Source organism: Glaciecola sp. HTCC2999, assembly GCF_000155775.1.
Classification (GTDB): domain Bacteria; phylum Pseudomonadota; class Gammaproteobacteria; order Enterobacterales; family Alteromonadaceae; genus Opacimonas.
In genome coordinates, this window is record NZ_DS989810.1 from 57,059 (window position 1) to 76,681 (window position 19,623).

Genomic DNA, 19,623 nt, shown 5'->3' on the forward strand with positions numbered 1-19,623 from the left:
ATATTAAAAATCTGGCGCAAATGTAATTGGGCCAGAATAGGGGAGTTGTAGAGTTTGTTGAATTTTCCATTCATCGTCTTGCGGTAGCAATGATACACGCCATTTACCTTCAATAGATTCATCATGCGAACCACGATAAAATCCATTGGCATCGCGAGCCAACAACAGCGTAAAATCTCTTGCCGCTATAGTGACATGATAGAAGTTTAATTTCAGTGCAGTACCTTGAGTAGGTGCACCATCTATGAACTCAACAGACACTAAATTGTCTTTTATGCGGACGCGGGCATCAATACCTAATTGTAATGCGCGTTCAAATTTATCTAAACGCGTATTAATACCACGACCTTCTTTATAATATTCATCCACAACCAAATCATTTTGAGTCGTTACTGCTAACTTGGCATAGTTGAGTGAAAATATCATTGATGACAGTGGTACGATAATTAAAAACCATGGCCAGAATTGTTTGTACCAGGGATTATTATCAGAAGACGGGTCAGTATTACTCATCTACGCTCCAAAATTGCTAAGTATATAATATCATTAAAAAAGCCCCGTAAAAACGAGGCTTTAATCATACCATATATTTACTATTTGTTAGACAAACTGTAAATATAAGCGGAAACAACATGTATCTTATCGTCTCCAAGTGTTTTATTAAATGCAGGCATTACACCATTACGACCGTAAGTTAAGGTTTCGGTAACAGCACGTTTACTACCGCCGTATAACCAAATATTATCAGTCAAGTTTGGTGCACCGATCATTTGGTTACCTTTTCCGTCCATACCATGACAAGCGGCACAAGCCATAAAGCGTGTTTTTCCTTTATCGGCAAGCGCTTGATTTACTTGGCGACCAGATAAACTTAACGTGTACTCGACAACTTCTTTAATACCTTCTTCGCCAAATGCATCTAACCAAGCTGGCATCATTGCATTACGACCACGCTGTAAAGTCTCAACGATCTTGTTAGCAGTGCCACCATATAACCAATCATCATCAGTCAGGTTAGGGAAGCCGCCATTTTGACCACGTGCATCGGAACCATGACATTGAGCACAATTTTGTAAAAAGAGACGTTGGCCCACTTTTAACACATCTGCATGCTCTTCATTGCTCGCTAAAGTCTCAATATCAACTTTTGCGTATTCAGCAAAGATAGGATCATATTTTTCATTTGCGAATTTTATTTCACGGTCATATTGCACCAGCGCACCTGATTCAATCGAAGCTTGTAACGCTTGTTCAGATTCTTCTAAAGAAAGAATTGTTTGATTAGAACTTTGCCAACCTAATAATCCTTTGTATGCACCTAAACCAGGGTAGAGGGCTAAATACACTAGAGCCCAAACAATAGTAATGTAGAATAATATTGTCCACCAACGTGGTAGCTGATTATTTAATTCAACGATGCCATCAAACTCATGACCCATTGATTCGCCTTCTTTGACACCAGTTTTATTCGATAAACACCAACGCAATAGCATGTAGCTACCGGCGATAGAGCCTAATGTAATTATTGATATCCATATTGTCCAAAACGTCGTCATGTTTAAGACTCCTGTTTGTTTTTTGTATTCGGTTTTGCTTCATCATCAAACACTAGGTTTGCCGCTTCTTCGAAACGATCTTTATTACGGCTGCTAAATGCCCAATAAAGTACACCTATAAATGCGATGAAGACGATAACAGTAAAGATACTGCCGATGATAGCCTGATCCATTATTTTAAATGTGTCCCAAGAGATTGTAAGTAAGCAATCAATGCTTCCATTTCAGTTTTACCTTCAACGGCGGCTTTAGCTCCAGCAATATCTTCATCGGTATACGGAACACCAAAATCTCTGAATAACGATAATTTATCTGCTATCAATTCACCGTCTAATACATTTTCCGCTAACCATGGGTAACCGGGCATGTTAGATTCTGGTACAACGTTTCGTGGATTCAGTAAATGAACACGATGCCACTCGTCAGAATAACGACCGCCAACACGTGCTAAATCTGGACCTGTACGCTTTGAGCCCCATAAAAATGGACGCTCCCAAACAGACTCGCCTGCAACTGAATAGTGACCATAACGCTCCGTCTCAGCGCGGAAAGGACGGATCATCTGTGAATGACAGCCAACACAACCTTCCCGTATATAGATGTCACGACCTTCCATTTGCAATGCTGTGTATGGTTTAAGACCTTTCACCGGTTCCATCGTTTGTTGTTGAAACATTAATGGAGTAATTTGTGCCATAGCGCCTAAAGCGATCGCAAATAAAACCAATACCGTTAATAGACCTACATTCTTTTCAATCAACTCATGTGGATTTTTCATGCTTAACTCCTTATGCCGTCGCTACAGCTACATCATTGACTGTGTCAGTCTTTGGTGCACGTATAGTTTTGTAACAGTTATAAGCCATGATCAACATACCAGCCACGACGAATGCACCGCCAATAGCACGTAAAATGTAGAAAGGTTTAGAGGCTTCTAAAGATTCAACAAAGCTGTATGTTAATGTGCCATCAGCGTTTACGGCACGCCACATTAGCCCTTGAAGTACTCCTGACATCCACATGGCAACGATATATAACACAACGCCAATTGTCGCTAACCAGAAATGCACATTAACTAGAGACGTACTGTACATTTTTGGCTGACCAAACAAGATTGGAATAAGGTGATAAACAGAACCAATTGATACCATAGCTACCCAGCCCAATGCACCAGAATGAACGTGACCAATGGTCCAATCCGTATAATGTGATAAAGCATTGACTGTTTTAATTGCCATCATAGGACCTTCAAAGGTCGACATACCGTAGAACGATAATGAAACAATTAAGAAACGTAATACAGGATCTGTTCGTAATTTATGCCAAGCACCTGATAATGTCATGATACCGTTAATCATTCCGCCCCAAGAAGGGACAAATAGAATAATCGACATCGCCATACCGAGTGATTGAGTCCAATCAGGTAAAGCGGTGTAGTGTAAGTGGTGTGGTCCGGCCCATATGTACAAAGAGATTAATGCCCAAAAATGCACAATAGATAAACGGTACGAATACACTGGGCGACCGGCTTGTTTAGGAACAAAGTAATACATCATGCCTAAGAAACCAGCGGTTAAGAAGAAACCAACAGCATTATGTCCATACCACCACTGCATCATTGCATCAACTGCACCTGCATAAATGGAATAAGATTTTGTGAATGATACGGGAATCGCCATTGAATTACCGATATGTAATACCGCAACGGTTAGCATAAATGCACCGAAGAACCAGTTTGCTACATAAATATGAGAAGTTTTTCGAATCACTAATGTGCCGAAAAAATTAATAATATAGGCTAACCAAACGATGGTGATAAGAATATCAATGGGCCATTCAAGTTCTGCATATTCTTTTGATGAAGTTAACCCAAGTGGTAATGTCACCACGGCAGAAACGATAACAGCTTGCCAACCCCAAAAAGTAAACGCAGCCAGTTTGTCCGAGAATAAACGTACCTGAGAAGTTCGTTGAACTACATAAAATGACGTTGCAAATAATGCACAGCCACCAAAAGCAAATATTACTGCATTTGTATGAAGTGGGCGTAAACGTGAATAGGTTAACCAAGGGATATCAAAATTAAGTGCTGGTGCAAATAACTGTATGGCTAGTAATAAGCCAATTGACATGCCTATGATCCCCCATATTACGGTCATCACCGTAAATTGCCTAACAACTTTATAGTTATAGTTAGGTTGAACTTGAGTAGTCTCGTTCATCGGGTCGTTCTTCCATTGTTAAATTAAAATTCTTTATGATAATTAAGCCTGTTTTGTGTAAATAAACAGTTTTAGCCATTACAATTATTGGCTCTTAACGCACATGGGTGTGAATGATATAGTGTTTAAAAACAAATTGGTAGGCTAAGTAAGCGATGGTTGATCAAGGTCAATACATTTAACATTTTGTTAACTTTAAAGTGGTAAAAACCTAACATGAAGCAGTTAAATAATTCACAAAAAACACTATTTTTGCTGACATTTGCGAGTACATTGATAATTATCTATATGCTAAATAGCACTTTATTAAAGAAAAACTCTTATACTTGTACACTTTATCTTCAAAAATGTGACATACAGTTAAATGAGGGCCCTTTACAGGTTGTTATTCTTGAGCAATTAGTCGTAGAAGAGTTAATTCCCGTCAAAATTAGTTTACCCACACCATTAAAAGTTGAACAAATACACATTGAAGGGATCAATATGTATATGGGGAAAAGCCCAGTACATCAAATTTCAGATATATATACAGATTTAAGCTCAGTTCAAAATGAATGGGTGGGGGAGTTCTTCTTAGGAAGTTGTGCTCTAGCACAAATGGAATGGCGAATGGTCGTTCAACTAGAAGGTTATGATAAGGCGGTAAATATATTATTTACCACCCATCAATGACTATATTTATAATTGACTTTGGAGATAGTTTTCCAAGCCAAGTGATTTAATCAAACCCAGTTGCTGCTCAAGCCAATGAGCATGATCCATTTCAGTGTCATCTAAGAGAACCAATAACATATCACGAGTGACATAATCGCGTTCTTTTTCGCATAACGAAATGGTTATGCGTAACTGCTCAGCAACCTCATACTCGACCCTTAAATCACTGGCTAACATGTCTGGAACGGTTGTCCCAAGCTGATATCCTGTCCGAGTAACCATATCAGGCTGTCCCTCAAGAAATAACATGCGTTGGATCAATTTAGTAGCATGACCTTTCTCATCGTCAAACTCATGATTAATGCGTTCAAACAGCTTTGTGTAACCCCAATCTTCATACATTTGTGCATGGATGAAATATTGGTCCATCGCAGCTAATTCATAACTGAGAAGGTTATTGAGAGCGTCAATAATAGCGGGTTTACCTTGCATGAGATTGTCTCCTTAAAGTTGTGATTGAAGATATCGGGCTAGTCCCATATCTACGATTTGTTGTTGCTGTGTAAGTAGATAATCTAAGTATTCTTCTTCATCAACTAACTGTTTGGTTAATATGTCACGAGAAACAAAATCTTGGACGGTTTCACACACTTCAATACTATCAATCAATAAAGTAATGTGTGCTTGTTGAAATTTCACATCGCAGGCCAACATTTCTTCTGGATCTTCACCAATGTAAAGTTTACCTAATGCTTGTAAATTAGGTAGCCCCTCTAAAAACAAGATACGCTCAATTAGCTCATCTGCTTGCTTCATATCTTTAATAGATTTTTTATATTCACTGGAGTTTAACGCGGCATAACCCCAATTTTTAAACATCCGTGCATGAAGGAAATATTGGTTAATTGAAGTCAGTTCAGAAGTCAGCACTGTATTGAGTTGGCTTAACAATTGTGGAGTACTCTGCATCGTCATTTTCCTGTTATTAATTAACCTTAGTATAGGTGGTTTTTTCTAAATTTGAAAATTTTTATAATAAAATCAGTATCTTGCTAATGATAATTGTTATTGTTTTGATTTCGAACACACTTTAGCCCATTGTAATGACTCTTCAGCAAAACCTAGTCCAGCTTCAGTAAAGAAATTAAATACCCGATCAACCCCTTTGTTAATTAAAGGCTCCACTTCATCTTCATAGCGAGCAATTGCGGCAATACGACCAGTGTAATTAGCTTGTTTGAGTTGTTGAGTAATGTTGGTTGCGTCTTGAATGGAAGGGAGTGCAATGAGCACTAATTCTATATTGGTAATATCTAAGTTTTCCCACAAATCAATATCTTCACCGTCTCCGATGACAGCATTTTTACCTAAACTAGCCAATTGTTTAATTTTTTCACTATCTGAATCAATACCACAAACACCTTCGCCTAATTGTGTATGGATAGCGTTAAAAGCCCCTTTTCCGACGCGTCCCATACCAATGACAAGTACTTTTGCTGGGCCAAGAGATGGGTAGATATCTTGTTTAAGCGGTATTGCTTTTTCATAGCATTTTATACGATCTTTATTATGACTATAAAATTGGTGTGATTTTTTATACAAAATACTGGTAAAAATAAATGAAAAGGCAGTCGCTATCGCTAAAATAACTAGCCACTGTGCATCTAAGATACCACCTGTTACCGCTACCGCTCCAACAATCAACCCAAATTCACTGTAATTAGACATCATTAGCGACGTTAAATATGCGGTCCTCGCTCGTAACCTTAAACTAATAAATAATCCGAAAAATAACAGGAGTTTGATTGGTAAAAGTAAGCATAATACTAACGCAAAGCTAACTAACTCTAGTGAAGGTAATGCGGTTAATCCAATGGTTAAAAAGAATCCAATTAAGAATAAATCTTTAAAGGCCATTAATGATTTGGACAATTCAGAGGCTTTGGCCTGGCTTGCTAATAAAACACCCGCGATTAATGCGCCTAAATCACCTTTAACACCGAAGTAATCAAATAAGTGATAAGCGCCTAATGCAAAAATGAATCCGGTTAATGGGAGCATTTCACCGTGTCCAGCTCTTGCAACAACGCGGTGTAGTAAAGGACGAAGTGGTATTAATAGTAATAATAACGCCGCCCAAGCTGAAGGTAATTTCCCAGTTGCGAAGACTAAAAAGAGTACCGCAAAGATATCTTGGATAACGAGTATACCTATCGCTAGCTTACCGTGACGAGTTTTAGTTTCTCCCGCTTCGTCTAAGATTTTAACAACACATACCGTGGATGAAAAACTAAATGCAAAACCAATCATCAATGCTGTATGCCATGTAAGGTCGAAGATTGTCGTTGTAAATATAAGACCTAACACAAATACACACACACTACACAAAGCAATCCACAATGTAGTGTGCGCCACAGCACCAACCAGGATCTCTCGTTTCAGTAAATCTTTAATATTCAGCTTTAGCCCTATGGTAAAGAGCATAATAGTAATACCGAGATCAGCAATTGCCTGTAGCGTATCGTTATTTGAATAGCCTACTGCATTAAGTACAAAACCAGCTAATAAAAATCCAATCAGAGGAGGGAGTCGACAAAACTTAGCAATTAAGCCAAACCCAAACGCAACTAACAAAAACATGATATCCATATCGTGGTTATTACCTCTTAATGTTGACCGATAAATCGAATTATTTCATCTGCTGTTTGCTTAGGCGCTTCGAGCATTGGCATATGTCCTAAATCATCCCAAATAATACTGACAGCTTTCGTATTATCTTGCCATACCTTTGCACATGAGATGTGAATAATGTCATCTAAACCACCCCATAACATCAATATCGGGCACTCAATATTGGTCAATTTATTGTCCAGAACGTGTTCCATATTAAAGAAGTCTCGATAAATATGTACCAGTTCAGATTTTCTTTTTACATATTCATTGGCTTTGAATAATTTGACCGATTTAGGAAAGTAGGGTGGCTTTGCCATCGTTAGTTTGAAAAATTCATCAAATTGATCTGGGGAGTCCATAAAAAATGGATTACGACCATTCATTGCTAATGTTTGTAATGTACTGGGTTGGGGGGGAGTTACACCGGCTGGGTCAACACAAATAATGGATGCCGTATTTTCTGGAAAATCTAGTGCAAATTGCGCAGCCAGAAAGCCACCCATTGAATTGCCCGCTAAATGAACCTGCTGTAACTCTAAAGCAGTGATAAATTGATGTAGTCGTTGTGATTGGGCGGGGATCGAGTAATCAGCATCAGCTTGATAGGTTGTTTGTCCATGTCCGGGTAAATCTAATAAAACGACATGGTAGTGTTTACCCAGGATATTCCCACAACGAAGCCAAACGTTATGATCAGCACTAAAGCCATGCAGTAATATCAGGGTAGGCTTTGTTACCTTATCTTTACCTCGACCATTTTTTTTATAGCGTGAATTGGTTAAATAAAAATAATTAAACTGTCCGATTCGACGTTGCTGGGGCGTAAACCCATACAAACTTGATTCAATGGTGCTCGATAACCGCAATACATATCCACCAAATTCCGCGGGATAATAAAACGCACCGAATAAGATCATCGCCAGAATAATAATGATAAAAATTTCCATGGTCACTCCTATTTAAACCCTTGATGTTCTCGGGAATATTCGTTTTTGTCTACGAGAGCTAATCCTTTCGCTATTATTTTTTTTAGTTGTTTTAAAGGTAATAGTTTCGATAACCAATATGTTTTTTTGGCATGGTTGCCATAAATAATACGCGGATTATTTATAATCACATTATCTAACACGACTTGGCACATTTCGTCGCTTGGTGTGGTTAAAAATTTATGTTTAAACTTGGCGGTTCTCTCAGAACGTGCGATATCTGTATCCACCCCTCCAGGATGAACTAAATGCACCTGAACTTGAGGATAAACATGCGCCAGCTCCACCATTAATGCTTCGGTATAACCTCGAACTGCAAATTTGCTCGCACAATAGTCAGATGCATTGGGCGTTCCGATAAAGCCAAAAATACTGGATATATTGACAATACTGGCCCAATCTTGCTTCACCAATAAAGGTATAAAACTACGACAACCATAAACCACGCCATAAAAATTGATATCCATGGTTTGCTTAATTTGCGCTTCTGAACTCGCCCAAACCGGTTTTGCAGCCCCCTCAATACCGGCATTATTGATGAGCATGTGGCAGCCACCAAAACGAGACAATGCCAACTCCTTAAATGCTTGCCAATGTTCGGTACTGCTTACATCCATTTTCATCGTAACAATATTTTCAGGGCTGGTTAAAACAGAGGCGAGGGCAACTGTTTCATTCAGACCTTCTTCATCAACATCGCTCAATAACAGTTTCGCTCCTTGCTGGGCTAATAATGTCGCATAACTGCGCCCCATGCCCGATGCTGCACCAGTAATTGCGATAATTTTATCTTGGTAGAATGACGCTGTCATAGTTGTACCCTTATTATTATTGTATGTTGTGGTCACTTAACTTAAAGCGTTTACACATTCGTTTAAACACAAATGAAAAGCCTGGGAACATAGCAATGACCTTTCCCGACGCACTCTTATACCAGCTGTTACAGCCACCAGTATGCCAAACAGTGCGCTCCATTTCTTTGTGGACCATGTCTGTATACCTAGTTTCAGCTGTTTTTGTTGGTTGTATGCTAGATTGATTATGCTCAATGACATAGTTGATAGCTTGCATGATGTAATGCATTTGTGCTTCTATCACAAATATAGCACTGGTGTGCCCAATACCAGTATTAGGTCCTGTCACAATAAAGTAATTTGGAAAATCAGGGACACAAGTTCCCAGATATGCACGGGGATAATCAGACCAAACATGACGTAATTGCTGCCCATTTTGTCCCGTTACTGGATAAGATATTAACCCATCTGTTGCATCATAACCCGTGGAATAAATGATGACATCGAGAGCTAATGATGTGCCATCAGCTGTCTCAATACCAGTAGGCGTGATCTGTTTAATACCATTATCTTGAGTAAATAAACTGACATGGTTACGGCTCATAGCGGGATAATAGGTATTGGATAAAATAATACGTTTACAACCAATGGTAAAATCAGGTGTGAGTTGTTGACGTAATTCAGGGTCAGTAATCTGTTTGTTAAGCTGCCTACGGGCTGGAGCACCTGCAAATAAATTCAGTACCCGTTTGGAATATTTAAACCCAATGACGCGCGTTTCTAATCCCCAATATATAGCATGACGTAACAAACCATAAACCCATTTAATCCCTAATAACTGCTGAGCCCATTTGGGAAATTTAATATCGGGACGCGGGATTATCCAATGAGCTGAACGTTGAAAGACGGCTAATGAGGCGACATCATCGACAATTGCAGGAATAACTTGTGCCGCGGATGCACCACTACCAATGATGGCAACTTTCTTATCTTTTAATGAAATATTATCCGGCCAGTTATTAGTATGAAAACTGGTGCCGGTGAAATTATCTTTACCAGGAAAGTTAGGGATCACCGGCATAGATAGAGGACCTGTGGCATTAATAATGAATCGAGCTGTGATAGATGGACACCCCTTAATGGTTATATGCCATCGTTGACTTTGCTCGTGCCATTGTGCATCAACCACCTCTTGATTTAATTTCACATGAGGATGCAAATTAAACGTATTAAACACAGCTTGAGTATACTCTGCTAGCTCAGGCTGAGTCACAAACATCTGTGTCCATTGATATGGCATGCTAGAGAGTGAATATAAAGGAGATTGGACATCTACTGCAGCACCAGGATAACGGTTTTGTAACCAAGTCCCACCTGCAAAGTCTCTTCTCTCCAAGATAACGAAATCTTGAATACCTTGTTTTTTTAGGTTTATTGCTGCAGCTTGTCCACCAAAACCACTGCCGATGACAACCACTTGGTAATCCAGAAAGTCAGTCACAACGAGTCCTTAATCTTTATTATTATAAACGAACTGTTTTAAACAACTTTTTAACATTTATTGTGTGAATAGAAAAGAGATGAAAATAAATAACCTGTAAAATGTCATCAATAATGTTTGCAGCAGTGAATTATTTATAACGATATTCATTTTTTTGGTGTAAATGTTACGACAGCGATTATCCCAGTTATCAATACACAGCCAATTACCACGAGACTGGCATTAAGATTGAACTGTCCATAAAGTGAGAACCTGATCATTTCGACACAGTATGAAAAAGGGTTATATTGGCATATCCAATACAATAACAGACTAGATTCTTGAATTTTCCAAAGTGGATATAAAGCACTAGACATAAAAAACATTGGGAAAATAACAAAATTCATTACACCAGCAAAGTTTTCTAGTTGCTTAATAAAATTGGACAAAATTAGACCTAAAGCGCCTAAGAAAAATGCACTCAAAAACACACTTGGGATAGCATATAGAAAACCCCACCATGGAATTTCGACGTCGACTATATTGGCGAGAATTAAAAAAATAACCACTTGAAGTAATGATAAGCATGCTGCCGCTACGAGTTTACTAAATAAGAGAAAACTTTTAGGTATCGGGCTCATCAGTAGTATTTTCATACTGCCCATTTCTCGGTCATATACCATGGATAGGGACGTTTGCATCGAATTAAACAACACTATCATCGCACACAAACCAGGCACTATATATTCTTGGTACAAGATATAACTTTCATAAGGGGGCATAATAGATACCCCTAGTGCACTTCTAAACCCTGCTGCAAATACCACTAACCATAATAAAGGTCTAACTAGTGCACTTAATAAGCGTGAACGTTGGTGAAAAAAACGTAAAATTTCACGACTAAGAATAGCCCAAAAACAAGTCCAATATGCAGTCATTATATAAGTCCTTCAGGATGTGTTAGATAACGATATAAATCAAACACGTTCTCTTGTTTATAATGATTAAGAAGCTGCCCACATTGGCCGCGTGTCACGATTTCCCCTTGATTCATAATGAATAAAGCGTCGTCTTCTTGTACTTCATCCATCAAGTGCGTTGTCCATAAAATGGTTAATGATGACGTTTTTGCTAATGCTCTTATATGTTCAATAATTAGTTTTCGGCTATCAACATCGAGCCCAACAGTCGCCTCGTCTAACAGTAAATATTGCGGCTGATGGATCATGCATCGTGCAATTTCAACACGGCGTCGATGGCCCTCATTGAGTGCTCTGATTTTATCATCTAACCTATCTAATAACGCTAAACTCTCTAATACCGGTGAAAGATTATCGAGAACACGTTTGGCTGTTAGTCCATGCAATGCCCCAAAATAAGTCAGGTTTTGTTTAACGCTGAGATCCAAATCTAACGTTGTTTGTTGAAAGACAACACCAATTTGAGCCATGATCGCGCGCTGATGTTGATTAATATCATGAGTGCCATAAGTCAAGGTACCACTTTGTAGCGGACGCTGAGCAGTTAATAAGCTTAATAATGTACTTTTACCCGCACCATTTGGTCCTAGTAATACATTAAAACCAGGTGATAAACTAAGTGATACATTGTTAAGTGCTAGTTTTCCGCGGAATTTAAAACTGACATCACTAATTTTAATAGACATATTGTTCGCTTAATCTGTTTGTTTCACAGCGATACCCCACGGATAACGACCGACTTTGACTGATTTGATCGTTTTAAGTTGATTGGTATCAATTACACTGATATCACCACTGATACCATTAGTGGTTAACAGCATTGACTCATCTTCATTAAAGGCTAGTTGCCAGACACGACGACCGACTAAAAGATACTTTTCAATTTCCATTGTGTCAGTATTAACCACCGCAACATGATTACTCGGTCCAAGAGCAATGAATGCCAATGGTTTTGATTTCATCAACACAATTCCCACCGGTTGGACTCTGTCGCTGTGGATCCCACGTATTTTAAAGGTTATTTCATGTTTAACACTTTGATCTTCCACATTAAATACCGTGAGTTGCCCACCAATTTCAGACGTGACCCAGAGTTCTTTATTATCTCGGGTAAACATCGCTGCACGAGGGCGAGCTCCCACCAGACTATTAGCATAGTTTTGATTGGTCTTAGTATCAATCCAATGCACCATATTCGTCGTCTCTGAGGTGACGATCATTTTGGTACCGTCTGGAGACACGGCTAAGCCTTCAGGTTCAACACCAACATCGATTTGAGTGATAACTTGTTGACTAGGAATGTCGATAACGGTGAGCAAAGCATCATCTTCATTCGCGGTATATATAGTTGTACCATTAGGGTGTAATGCAATAGTTTCGGGATCTTCACCAGAAGGTAACTCACCTATAATTTGATCGCTTGTCATATCTAGAATTTGGATCCTATCAATATCACTGGCACAAATATAAGCAAGGCTCTGGTCATGGTTAAATATAAAGCCACGAGGTCGATCACCGACAGGGATTTCCTTAATCACACTAAAATCATCTAAATCAACTACTGATATAGAGTTATCTTTTTCATTGGTAACGTACGCAAGTTCTTTTGCTAACACATTACCTGCTAATAGACTCAACAAGCTGAATAGTAAAAATGGTTTGACTAGTTTCGTCAAATAGGACAGGGAGCAAGAGTGCTGAGACATAACGAATCCTTACAATAAATCTAACAAAAAATATTCAAAAGTGGCGTTATTGGCACACTTCACGACGGTCAAAACCGAGAGTATCGAGTTCAGACACTGGGTGCATAAAACCTGTTTGTGGCGCTCGTGCCACTAATCCTAATGGGTGTGTCAACTCAATTGGCATACGCAACTGACCATTAAAATCACGGAAAGTGAGTTTTCTTCCTTTATAGGCAGCCAATTGAAATTGTTCACTGCGCATGAATGTGGCGAGTGCTTCGATATTTACACCTTTAATTTGCTGAACGGCATACGCAATAGCACGGACAGCTACATAAGCATCAAAATCAGCATGCTCCATATACCGCTGATGTAATGTTTTGAAGCGGTTTTGTAATTGCTTAGCACCCCATTGTTCAATACTTGGATGCCATGTATCAGCGACAAGACCAGCTGTTCCTATTACTGGGCGAGGATAATACGTGTTATACGGTACATACTGACCAAACTGTTGATACATGTCCGCAACGACAACTACATCATAGGGACGTGCTGTTTGTGTAAATAAGGGAATATCTTGACTGACGGTGCGACGTAAATCAGTATCAAAAGTCCATTTTTTTTCGGCACTGATATTAATCTTATAGCGTTTCGCTGTGCGCTTAAACGAGTTTATCCAAGCTAAATCACCTGGCGTGTCCCCATTGATTAATAAAATATTATTTAGTCGTTTACTTAATAACCATTGACCTAATGCATCCGTAATTTGCGCATGGCTCGGTGTAGTATGAAATAGATTCGCAGAACAAATACGTTGTCGCAAAGTATTATCTCGGTTAGCAATATTAATTATCAACGCAGGTTGTTCTAACGAATTGTTATGAGCGATTAATGCTTGTAATGTTTCACTATCTAAATCAACTAATAATAACTGATTCTCGATTTTATATTCAGACCACCTTATTGGTGAACTGCTATGGGCAGCTGGAATGGTTTGAGTTAAAAATGAAAATTGTTGACCTAAAAATTTACCTGTCGTGTTGCTATCTTCAATGCCTAACTCGATGCCGGCAACGCCAGAGTCTGCCGGTGCAACTAATAACGGATTAGTATAATAATCATGTTCATGCACTTGGTTTATATATGTGATATTCACCTTTAAAGGTTCGATTTTAGCGAAGACTGGAAACACTACAGAGATGAATAAGGTAATAGCTAAAATAGGACAAAGATAAGGCTTACATAAAAGATAAGTCACGTTCATAAAGAAGATTTCTTAATAATAAAACAGCGTTATTTTTAACAAAAAATCAAACATTTAGCATCACAATTTTCATAATTCATACTAAAGGAGGGGAACATGTGCCGCTAAAGTCGAATTATTTGTTAATAGAAGGTTATGTATATTAAGGCTATAAATTTTTAAATCACTATTAGGATATCAACATGAAATTAGCGACTAAATTAGGCGCATTAACATTAGCATTTACTGCTAATGTATTTGCACATGGGCCAGTTACACCACAAGCTATTGATTCGTCTACATTACCGCAATTAGGTGAAGAGTGGTCGGATACGAATCCTTACCGTGATGTAGAAGGTGACATGAAAAAAGAAATCTTACGTGTCGGGGCTTCTGCCTATAATCAAAATTGCGCTCGTTGTCATGGGCTAGAAGCTATCAGTGGTGGTATTGCACCGGATTTACGTTATTTAGCCGCAGATTATGATGGTGATGAATGGTATATTTACCGTGTGCAAAACGGTGCAGTGCGCAATGGGGCTGTATATATGCCTAAAATGACTGAGCATTTATCACAAGAGGCATTGTGGGCAGTGCGTTCTTTTGTAGAATCTGTCGCGCCAGAGCAATAGTCGCTTGCGCGTCTTTTTCTTAATCATCAGTGTATTGTGTTTGACATTCTTCGCTCAAGCACGATCACTTGATGATATTGTTGAGTCCAAATACATTGTGATTGCGGTGTATAATGACTATCTTCCTTTTTCTGCTAATGTTGATGGTGAAGCCATCGGTATTGATGTTGAAATAGCTAAAGAGATTGCTGCTTCGTTAGATGTAGAGTTACGGCTCAAATGGATGACGGCGGATGAAAGTTCAGAAGATGACTTGCGCAATAATCTATGGAAAGGTCATTTTCTTGATAGGACTAAAGCTGACTTAATGTTGCGTGTACCTTATGATAAAGACTACAAACTCAAGCGTGATGATGTTGGATTATTAGTGCATGAACAAGTGCACATGTTTGCACCATATCATACCGAAACTTGGAAAATTGTCTTTGATACGGCGCGCTTAGAAGCTGTGCCTACTATGGCATTATTTCAATACCATCCGATCGGTGTTGAGATTGATTCTATTCCTCAATTCTACTTAATGTCTGCTTTTAGAGGCAGTATGCGTAAGAATACCCGTCAATTTGACTCGTTACTTTTAGCGGTACAAGGTATGGTGAACGCAGACGTTGATGCGGTTATGGGGCTGCGTTCTCAAATCACCGCATTGCATCACCAAATACAAACCACTTATTCAAATGAACCTCAACGATTTCAGTTAGCTACTAATGCTTTTCCTTTGCTAGGCAAACAAAAGTGGGATATTGGGATGGCCGTACATGCCGATTTTCGAGCATTAGGTTACAGCGTCGGCGATATTGTCTTTGGAATGATTGATGACGGACGGATGGCAAATATTTTCGCACAACATCATGCTTACTTTGAAATACCTGAATATTACAAAGAGTAACCCTCAATATAATGATCCACAAATTTTCTCATCCTAATGGATGAAAAAATTCAGACGAGGGTCTGATAGGTTTATGACTATTAGCCCTTTACTATACAAATTAACTTGGCATTAACATATTTTATACGTTGTTAATGGCATGTAAGCAGAACACGTGTACATACAATAACTTTCATGAGGAAATGAGAATGTTAAATAAAGGTAAAGCAAAAGCACTTTCTTTATCAGTATTAGTGTCTTTCGCATTCGCTGGTTCAGTAAATGCGCAAGTCACTGACAATGATATTGTAAATGATCATCTAACAACGAACGAAGTCGTTACCAATGGCTTGGGTTTACACGGTCAACGTTATAGTACGTTAGACACAATCAATACTCAAACAGTCGAAGATATCCGTCCTGTTTGGGCATTCTCATTAGGCGGTGAAAAGCAACGTGGTCAAGAATCACAACCTATGATCAAAGATGGCGTGATGTATATCACCGGTTCATACTCTCGTGTATTTGCAATTGATGCGCGTACGGGTGATGAGTTATGGCAATACGAAGCACGATTACCCGATGGCATCATGCCTTGCTGTGACGTGATTAACCGTGGTGTTGCGTTATACGGTGATTTGGTCATTTTTGGCACGTTAGACGCAAAATTAGTTGCGTTGAATAAAGATACGGGCAAGGTTGTTTGGAAAAAGAAAGTTGAAGATTATAAAGCTGGATATTCAATTTCAGCAGCTCCCATCGTAGTAAAAGGTAAGGTCATTACGGGTATCGCTGGTGGTGAATTTGGTATCGTAGGTAAAGTACGTGCTTATGACGCATCAAATGGTAAATTAGTTTGGGAGCGTCCGACTGTTGAAGGCCATATGGGGTACATTGTCAAAGACGGTAAGAAAATTGAAAATGGTATTTCTGGTGGTGCGCCTGGTAAAACTTGGCCAGCGGACTTATGGAAATCAGGAGGTGCTGCACCATGGTTAGGTGGTACTTATGATGCCGATACTGATTCTTTATTCTTTGGTACCGGTAACCCTGCGCCATGGAATTCACACTTACGTCCAGGTGATAACTACTTCTCATCTTCACGTTTAGCTATTGACCCTGATACAGGTAAAATTAAATGGCATTTCCAAACCACACCACATGACGGTTGGGACTACGATGGTGTTAACGAAGTTGTTTCATTTGATTACCAAGAACAAGGTAAAACGATTAAAGCAGCCGCTACCGCCGATCGAAATGGTTTCTTTTATGTCTTAAACCGTGAAAATGGTGACTTTATCCGTGGTTTCCCATTTGTTGATAAAATCACATGGGCTAAAGGCTTAAATGAAGATGGTTCACCTATCTATGATGATTCTAATCGTCCAGGTAATCCTGCAGCCTCTAGTGATGGTAAAAAAGGGGACTCAGTGGTAACAGCACCTTCTTTCTTAGGTGGTAAAAACTGGATGCCAATGGCATTCAGCCAAGACACTGGATTATTCTATGTACCATCAAATGAGTGGGAAATGGAAATCTGGAATGAGCCAACAGCATATAAAAAAGGTGCTGCCTATTTAGGAGCTGGTTTCACAATCAAAGCATTAAAAGATGAGTATATTGGTGTTTTACGTGCGATTGACCCTAAAACAGGTGAAACGGTATGGCGCTATAATAACTATGCTCCTTTATGGGGTGGTGTATTAGCAACAGCTGGTAATTTAGTCTTTACAGGTAACCCTGAAGGTTATTTAATCGCTTTTGATGCTAAAACAGGTGAGGAACTTTATAAGTTTAACACCGGTTCAGGTATCGTTGGGTCCCCTGTAACTTGGGAAATGGATGGTGAGCAATATATCTCAGTCTTATCTGGTTGGGGTGGTGCGGTACCATTATGGGGCGGCGATGTTGCAAAACGTGTTAAAGACCTTAACCAAGGTGGTAGCGTTTGGACATTTAAATTGCCTAAAAAGTTTGCTCAACTAGCACAAAACTAAGTTAATAAAGTAATAGCTACAACTATCAAAACCTCGGTATGAAATTGATTTTCTATCGAGGTTTTTTTTATGTTTTACCCAAGCAATATTTATTACATAAATGTTAAAAAATCATCCCAAAGTAGGAAGTTTTTAAACCCATCGAGTAATAGTAGTGTTTGGATAACAAGCGCAATATATCTAAAGTAATTTTTAAATTATCAACCAGTCATGCAGCTGATTGATGTTTTTCACTTAGGTTGTTTATCTATCCACAGCCTAACCATAACGATAACCGAGGTGTTTATGATTTATGCAAATCCAGGGAGTGAAGGCTCTATCTTTTCATTCAAAGCTAAGTATGACAATTATATTGGTGGTGAGTGGGTTGCCCCAGTTAAAGGTGAATACTTTACAAATACTACCTCTGTGGATGGTAGTGATATCTGTCAAATTGCTCGTTCAACTGCAGAAGATATTGAATTAGCTTTAGACGCAGCTCACGCCGCTAGAGATGCTTGGGGTAGAACATCTGTTACTGAACGTTCTAACATGTTACTTAAAATAGCCGATCGTATTGAAGAAAATCTTGAAATTTTAGCTGTGGCTGAAACATGGGATAATGGTAAAGCTATTCGTGAAACTTTAAACGCGGATGTTCCTTTATGTGTGGACCACTTCCGTTATTATGCAGGTTGTATTCGTGCTCAAGAAGGCAATATGTCTGAAATTGACGAAAACACAGTGGCTTATCATTTCCATGAACCTATGGGTGTAGTAGGGCAAATCATCCCATGGAACTTCCCATTATTGATGGCTGCTTGGAAATTAGCACCAGCACTTGCTGCAGGTAATACCATTGTTCTTAAACCTGCAGAACAAACTCCTGCAAGTATCATGGTCTTGTTAGAAATTATTGGTGATTTAATCCCTGCTGGTGTTTTGAATGTAGTTAATGGTTTTGGTAAAGAAGCGGGCGAAGCGTTAGCGACTTCAACTCGAATCGCTAAAATTGCGTTTACAGGTTCTACTCCAGTAGGTGAGCATATCTTAAAGTGTGCTGCCGAAAACTTAATTCCATCAACTGTAGAGCTTGGTGGTAAGTCACCGAATATCTTCTTTGAAGATATCATGAATCAAGAAGATGCGTTCATTGATAAATGTGCTGAAGGTTTTGTGTTAGGTTACTTTAACCAAGGTGAAGTATGTACTTGTCCATCTCGCGCACTTATCCAAGAAAGCATATATGATCAATTTATGGAACGTGTTTTAGCAAAAACAAAAGCGATTGTTCGCGGTAATCCACTCGATACGGATGTTATGGTGGGTGCTCAGGCTTCTGGTCAACAATATGAAAAGATTCTTTCTTATATTGATATCGGTCGAAATGAAGGTGCAGAAGTTGTAACCGGTGGCGAAAAAGAGTCATTAAATGATGATTTAGATTCTGGTTATTATGTTCAGCCAACTATCTTAAAAGGTAATAACACCATGCGTGTTTTCCAAGAAGAAATTTTTGGTCCAGTTATCGCTGTAACAACGTTCAAGACTGAAGAAGAAGCGCTTGCTATTGCTAATGATAGCCAATTTGGTTTAGGTGCTGGTTTATGGACACGTGATGCTAATCGTTCTTACCGTGTTGGTCGTAAGATTGAAGCCGGACGTGTATGGACAAATTGTTATCACTTATATCCAGCACATGCTGCATTCGGTGGTTATAAGAAGTCAGGTATTGGTCGTGAAACACATAAAATGATGCTTGATCATTATCAGCAAACTAAGAATCTATTAGTCAGCTACGACATTAATCCACTTGGCTTTTTCTAAGTCGATTTACATTAAATAATGTGTGTCGAATGGTGACGTTTATC

The 19,623-nt window shown here is 38.9% G+C and carries 20 protein-coding genes; 5 read left to right on the top strand and 15 right to left on the bottom strand.

From position 1 onward, the window contains the following. Positions 1–3: 3 nt before the first annotated feature. From G2999_RS00335 to ccoN, 5 genes are all read right to left on the bottom strand, one after another. The gene (locus G2999_RS00335) at positions 4–513 is read right to left on the bottom strand and encodes a FixH family protein (RefSeq protein WP_010177573.1); all 510 of its coding nucleotides are present in this window, start codon (positions 511–513) and stop codon (positions 4–6) included. Positions 514–593: 80 nt separating this feature from the next. Continuing rightward, positions 594–1,556 carry a cytochrome-c oxidase, cbb3-type subunit III gene (gene ccoP, locus G2999_RS00340; protein WP_010177575.1) on the bottom strand — a complete coding sequence of 321 codons (963 nt, stop codon included), beginning with the start codon at positions 1,554–1,556 and terminating at the stop codon, positions 594–596. Between the two features lie 2 nt (positions 1,557–1,558). Continuing rightward, a complete protein-coding gene (locus tag G2999_RS00345; RefSeq protein WP_010177577.1) occupies positions 1,559–1,729 on the bottom strand; it encodes a cbb3-type cytochrome c oxidase subunit 3 in 171 nt (56 codons plus the stop codon). Beyond that, positions 1,729–2,334, bottom strand: a complete 606-nt coding sequence (gene ccoO / locus G2999_RS00350; protein ID WP_010177579.1) for a cytochrome-c oxidase, cbb3-type subunit II — start codon at positions 2,332–2,334, stop codon at positions 1,729–1,731. The genes G2999_RS00345 and ccoO overlap by 1 nt, the downstream gene beginning before the upstream one ends. A 10-nt stretch (positions 2,335–2,344) precedes the next feature. Further along, positions 2,345–3,778, bottom strand: coding sequence for a cytochrome-c oxidase, cbb3-type subunit I (gene ccoN / locus G2999_RS00355; RefSeq protein WP_010177581.1), 1,434 nt, complete (start codon positions 3,776–3,778; stop codon positions 2,345–2,347). A 216-nt stretch (positions 3,779–3,994) separates the two neighbouring features. Here ccoN and G2999_RS12515 point away from each other — a divergent pair, with 216 nt between their 5' ends. Beyond that, the gene (locus G2999_RS12515) at positions 3,995–4,450 is read left to right on the top strand and encodes a hypothetical protein (RefSeq protein ID WP_010177582.1); all 456 of its coding nucleotides are present in this window, start codon (positions 3,995–3,997) and stop codon (positions 4,448–4,450) included. Between the two features lie 6 nt (positions 4,451–4,456). On the opposite strand, the gene bfr (G2999_RS00365) is transcribed toward G2999_RS12515, so the two are convergent. From bfr (G2999_RS00365) to G2999_RS00410, 10 genes are all read right to left on the bottom strand, one after another. Then, entirely contained in the window at positions 4,457–4,924 is a 468-nt protein-coding gene (bfr, locus tag G2999_RS00365) for a bacterioferritin (protein ID WP_010177584.1), read from the bottom strand. Between the two features lie 12 nt (positions 4,925–4,936). Next, complete coding sequence (gene bfr, locus G2999_RS00370) at positions 4,937–5,401, bottom strand: bacterioferritin (RefSeq protein ID WP_010177585.1); 465 nt, start codon at positions 5,399–5,401, stop codon at positions 4,937–4,939. Between the two features lie 96 nt (positions 5,402–5,497). Continuing rightward, a complete protein-coding gene (locus tag G2999_RS00375) occupies positions 5,498–7,081 on the bottom strand; it encodes a cation:proton antiporter family protein (RefSeq protein WP_010177588.1) in 1,584 nt (527 codons plus the stop codon). A gap of 17 nt (positions 7,082–7,098) precedes the next feature. Continuing rightward, complete coding sequence (locus G2999_RS11475) at positions 7,099–8,052, bottom strand: alpha/beta fold hydrolase (RefSeq protein WP_010177590.1); 954 nt, start codon at positions 8,050–8,052, stop codon at positions 7,099–7,101. Between the two features lie 8 nt (positions 8,053–8,060). Beyond that, positions 8,061–8,903, bottom strand: a complete 843-nt coding sequence (locus tag G2999_RS00385) for an SDR family oxidoreductase (protein ID WP_010177591.1) — start codon at positions 8,901–8,903, stop codon at positions 8,061–8,063. Positions 8,904–8,919: 16 nt separating this feature from the next. Further along, complete coding sequence (locus G2999_RS00390; protein WP_010177594.1) at positions 8,920–10,386, bottom strand: NAD(P)/FAD-dependent oxidoreductase; 1,467 nt, start codon at positions 10,384–10,386, stop codon at positions 8,920–8,922. A 146-nt stretch (positions 10,387–10,532) separates the two neighbouring features. After that, positions 10,533–11,303, bottom strand: a complete 771-nt coding sequence (locus G2999_RS00395; protein ID WP_010177596.1) for an ABC transporter permease — start codon at positions 11,301–11,303, stop codon at positions 10,533–10,535. Further along, positions 11,303–12,031 carry an ATP-binding cassette domain-containing protein gene (locus G2999_RS00400; protein ID WP_010177597.1) on the bottom strand — a complete coding sequence of 243 codons (729 nt, stop codon included), beginning with the start codon at positions 12,029–12,031 and terminating at the stop codon, positions 11,303–11,305. Before G2999_RS00400 ends, G2999_RS00395 begins: the two co-directional genes overlap by 1 nt. Before the next feature lie 9 nt (positions 12,032–12,040). Continuing rightward, positions 12,041–13,051, bottom strand: coding sequence for a PQQ-dependent catabolism-associated beta-propeller protein (locus tag G2999_RS00405; protein WP_010177599.1), 1,011 nt, complete (start codon positions 13,049–13,051; stop codon positions 12,041–12,043). 46 nt (positions 13,052–13,097) lie between these two features. Then, positions 13,098–14,297 (bottom strand): ABC transporter substrate-binding protein, encoded by a 1,200-nt coding sequence (locus tag G2999_RS00410; protein WP_010177601.1) that lies wholly within the window; start codon positions 14,295–14,297, stop codon positions 13,098–13,100. A gap of 182 nt (positions 14,298–14,479) precedes the next feature. On the opposite strand from G2999_RS00410, the gene pedF reads away from it, so the two are divergent. The 4 genes from pedF (at position 14,480) to G2999_RS00430 (ending at position 19,579) form a co-directional block, all read left to right on the top strand. Next, a complete protein-coding gene (gene pedF, locus G2999_RS00415) occupies positions 14,480–14,908 on the top strand; it encodes a cytochrome c-550 PedF (protein ID WP_010177603.1) in 429 nt (142 codons plus the stop codon). A gap of 4 nt (positions 14,909–14,912) precedes the next feature. After that, positions 14,913–15,797: an ABC transporter substrate-binding protein gene (locus G2999_RS00420; RefSeq protein ID WP_010177605.1), complete on the top strand. Its 885-nt coding sequence runs from the start codon at positions 14,913–14,915 to the stop codon at positions 15,795–15,797. A gap of 188 nt (positions 15,798–15,985) precedes the next feature. Next, positions 15,986–17,773, top strand: a complete 1,788-nt coding sequence (locus G2999_RS00425; protein WP_010177606.1) for a PQQ-dependent methanol/ethanol family dehydrogenase — start codon at positions 15,986–15,988, stop codon at positions 17,771–17,773. A gap of 285 nt (positions 17,774–18,058) precedes the next feature. Next, complete coding sequence (locus G2999_RS00430; protein WP_010177608.1) at positions 18,059–19,579, top strand: aldehyde dehydrogenase family protein; 1,521 nt, start codon at positions 18,059–18,061, stop codon at positions 19,577–19,579. Positions 19,580–19,623 lie beyond the last annotated feature (44 nt).

What these genes read in the sequence shown, in the direction of transcription:
- pedF (WP_010177603.1), top strand. Translation starts at nt 14,480, where the DNA reads ATGAAATTAGCGACTAAATTAGGCGCATTAACATTAGCATTTACTGCT.
- G2999_RS00345 (WP_010177577.1), bottom strand. Translation starts at nt 1,729, where the DNA reads ATGGATCAGGCTATCATCGGCAGTATCTTTACTGTTATCGTCTTCATC.
- ccoO (WP_010177579.1), bottom strand. Translation starts at nt 2,334, where the DNA reads ATGAAAAATCCACATGAGTTGATTGAAAAGAATGTAGGTCTATTAACG.
- G2999_RS11475 (WP_010177590.1), bottom strand. Translation starts at nt 8,052, where the DNA reads ATGGAAATTTTTATCATTATTATTCTGGCGATGATCTTATTCGGTGCG.
- G2999_RS00425 (WP_010177606.1), top strand. Translation starts at nt 15,986, where the DNA reads ATGTTAAATAAAGGTAAAGCAAAAGCACTTTCTTTATCAGTATTAGTG.
- G2999_RS00395 (WP_010177596.1), bottom strand. Translation starts at nt 11,303, where the DNA reads ATGACTGCATATTGGACTTGTTTTTGGGCTATTCTTAGTCGTGAAATT.
- G2999_RS12515 (WP_010177582.1), top strand. Translation starts at nt 3,995, where the DNA reads ATGAAGCAGTTAAATAATTCACAAAAAACACTATTTTTGCTGACATTT.
- bfr (WP_010177585.1), bottom strand. Translation starts at nt 5,401, where the DNA reads ATGCAGAGTACTCCACAATTGTTAAGCCAACTCAATACAGTGCTGACT.
- G2999_RS00410 (WP_010177601.1), bottom strand. Translation starts at nt 14,297, where the DNA reads ATGAACGTGACTTATCTTTTATGTAAGCCTTATCTTTGTCCTATTTTA.
- G2999_RS00430 (WP_010177608.1), top strand. Translation starts at nt 18,059, where the DNA reads ATGATTTATGCAAATCCAGGGAGTGAAGGCTCTATCTTTTCATTCAAA.
- G2999_RS00375 (WP_010177588.1), bottom strand. Translation starts at nt 7,081, where the DNA reads ATGGATATCATGTTTTTGTTAGTTGCGTTTGGGTTTGGCTTAATTGCT.
- G2999_RS00400 (WP_010177597.1), bottom strand. Translation starts at nt 12,031, where the DNA reads ATGTCTATTAAAATTAGTGATGTCAGTTTTAAATTCCGCGGAAAACTA.
- bfr (WP_010177584.1), bottom strand. Translation starts at nt 4,924, where the DNA reads ATGCAAGGTAAACCCGCTATTATTGACGCTCTCAATAACCTTCTCAGT.
- ccoN (WP_010177581.1), bottom strand. Translation starts at nt 3,778, where the DNA reads ATGAACGAGACTACTCAAGTTCAACCTAACTATAACTATAAAGTTGTT.
- G2999_RS00335 (WP_010177573.1), bottom strand. Translation starts at nt 513, where the DNA reads ATGAGTAATACTGACCCGTCTTCTGATAATAATCCCTGGTACAAACAA.
- ccoP (WP_010177575.1), bottom strand. Translation starts at nt 1,556, where the DNA reads ATGACGACGTTTTGGACAATATGGATATCAATAATTACATTAGGCTCT.
- G2999_RS00405 (WP_010177599.1), bottom strand. Translation starts at nt 13,051, where the DNA reads ATGTCTCAGCACTCTTGCTCCCTGTCCTATTTGACGAAACTAGTCAAA.
- G2999_RS00385 (WP_010177591.1), bottom strand. Translation starts at nt 8,903, where the DNA reads ATGACAGCGTCATTCTACCAAGATAAAATTATCGCAATTACTGGTGCA.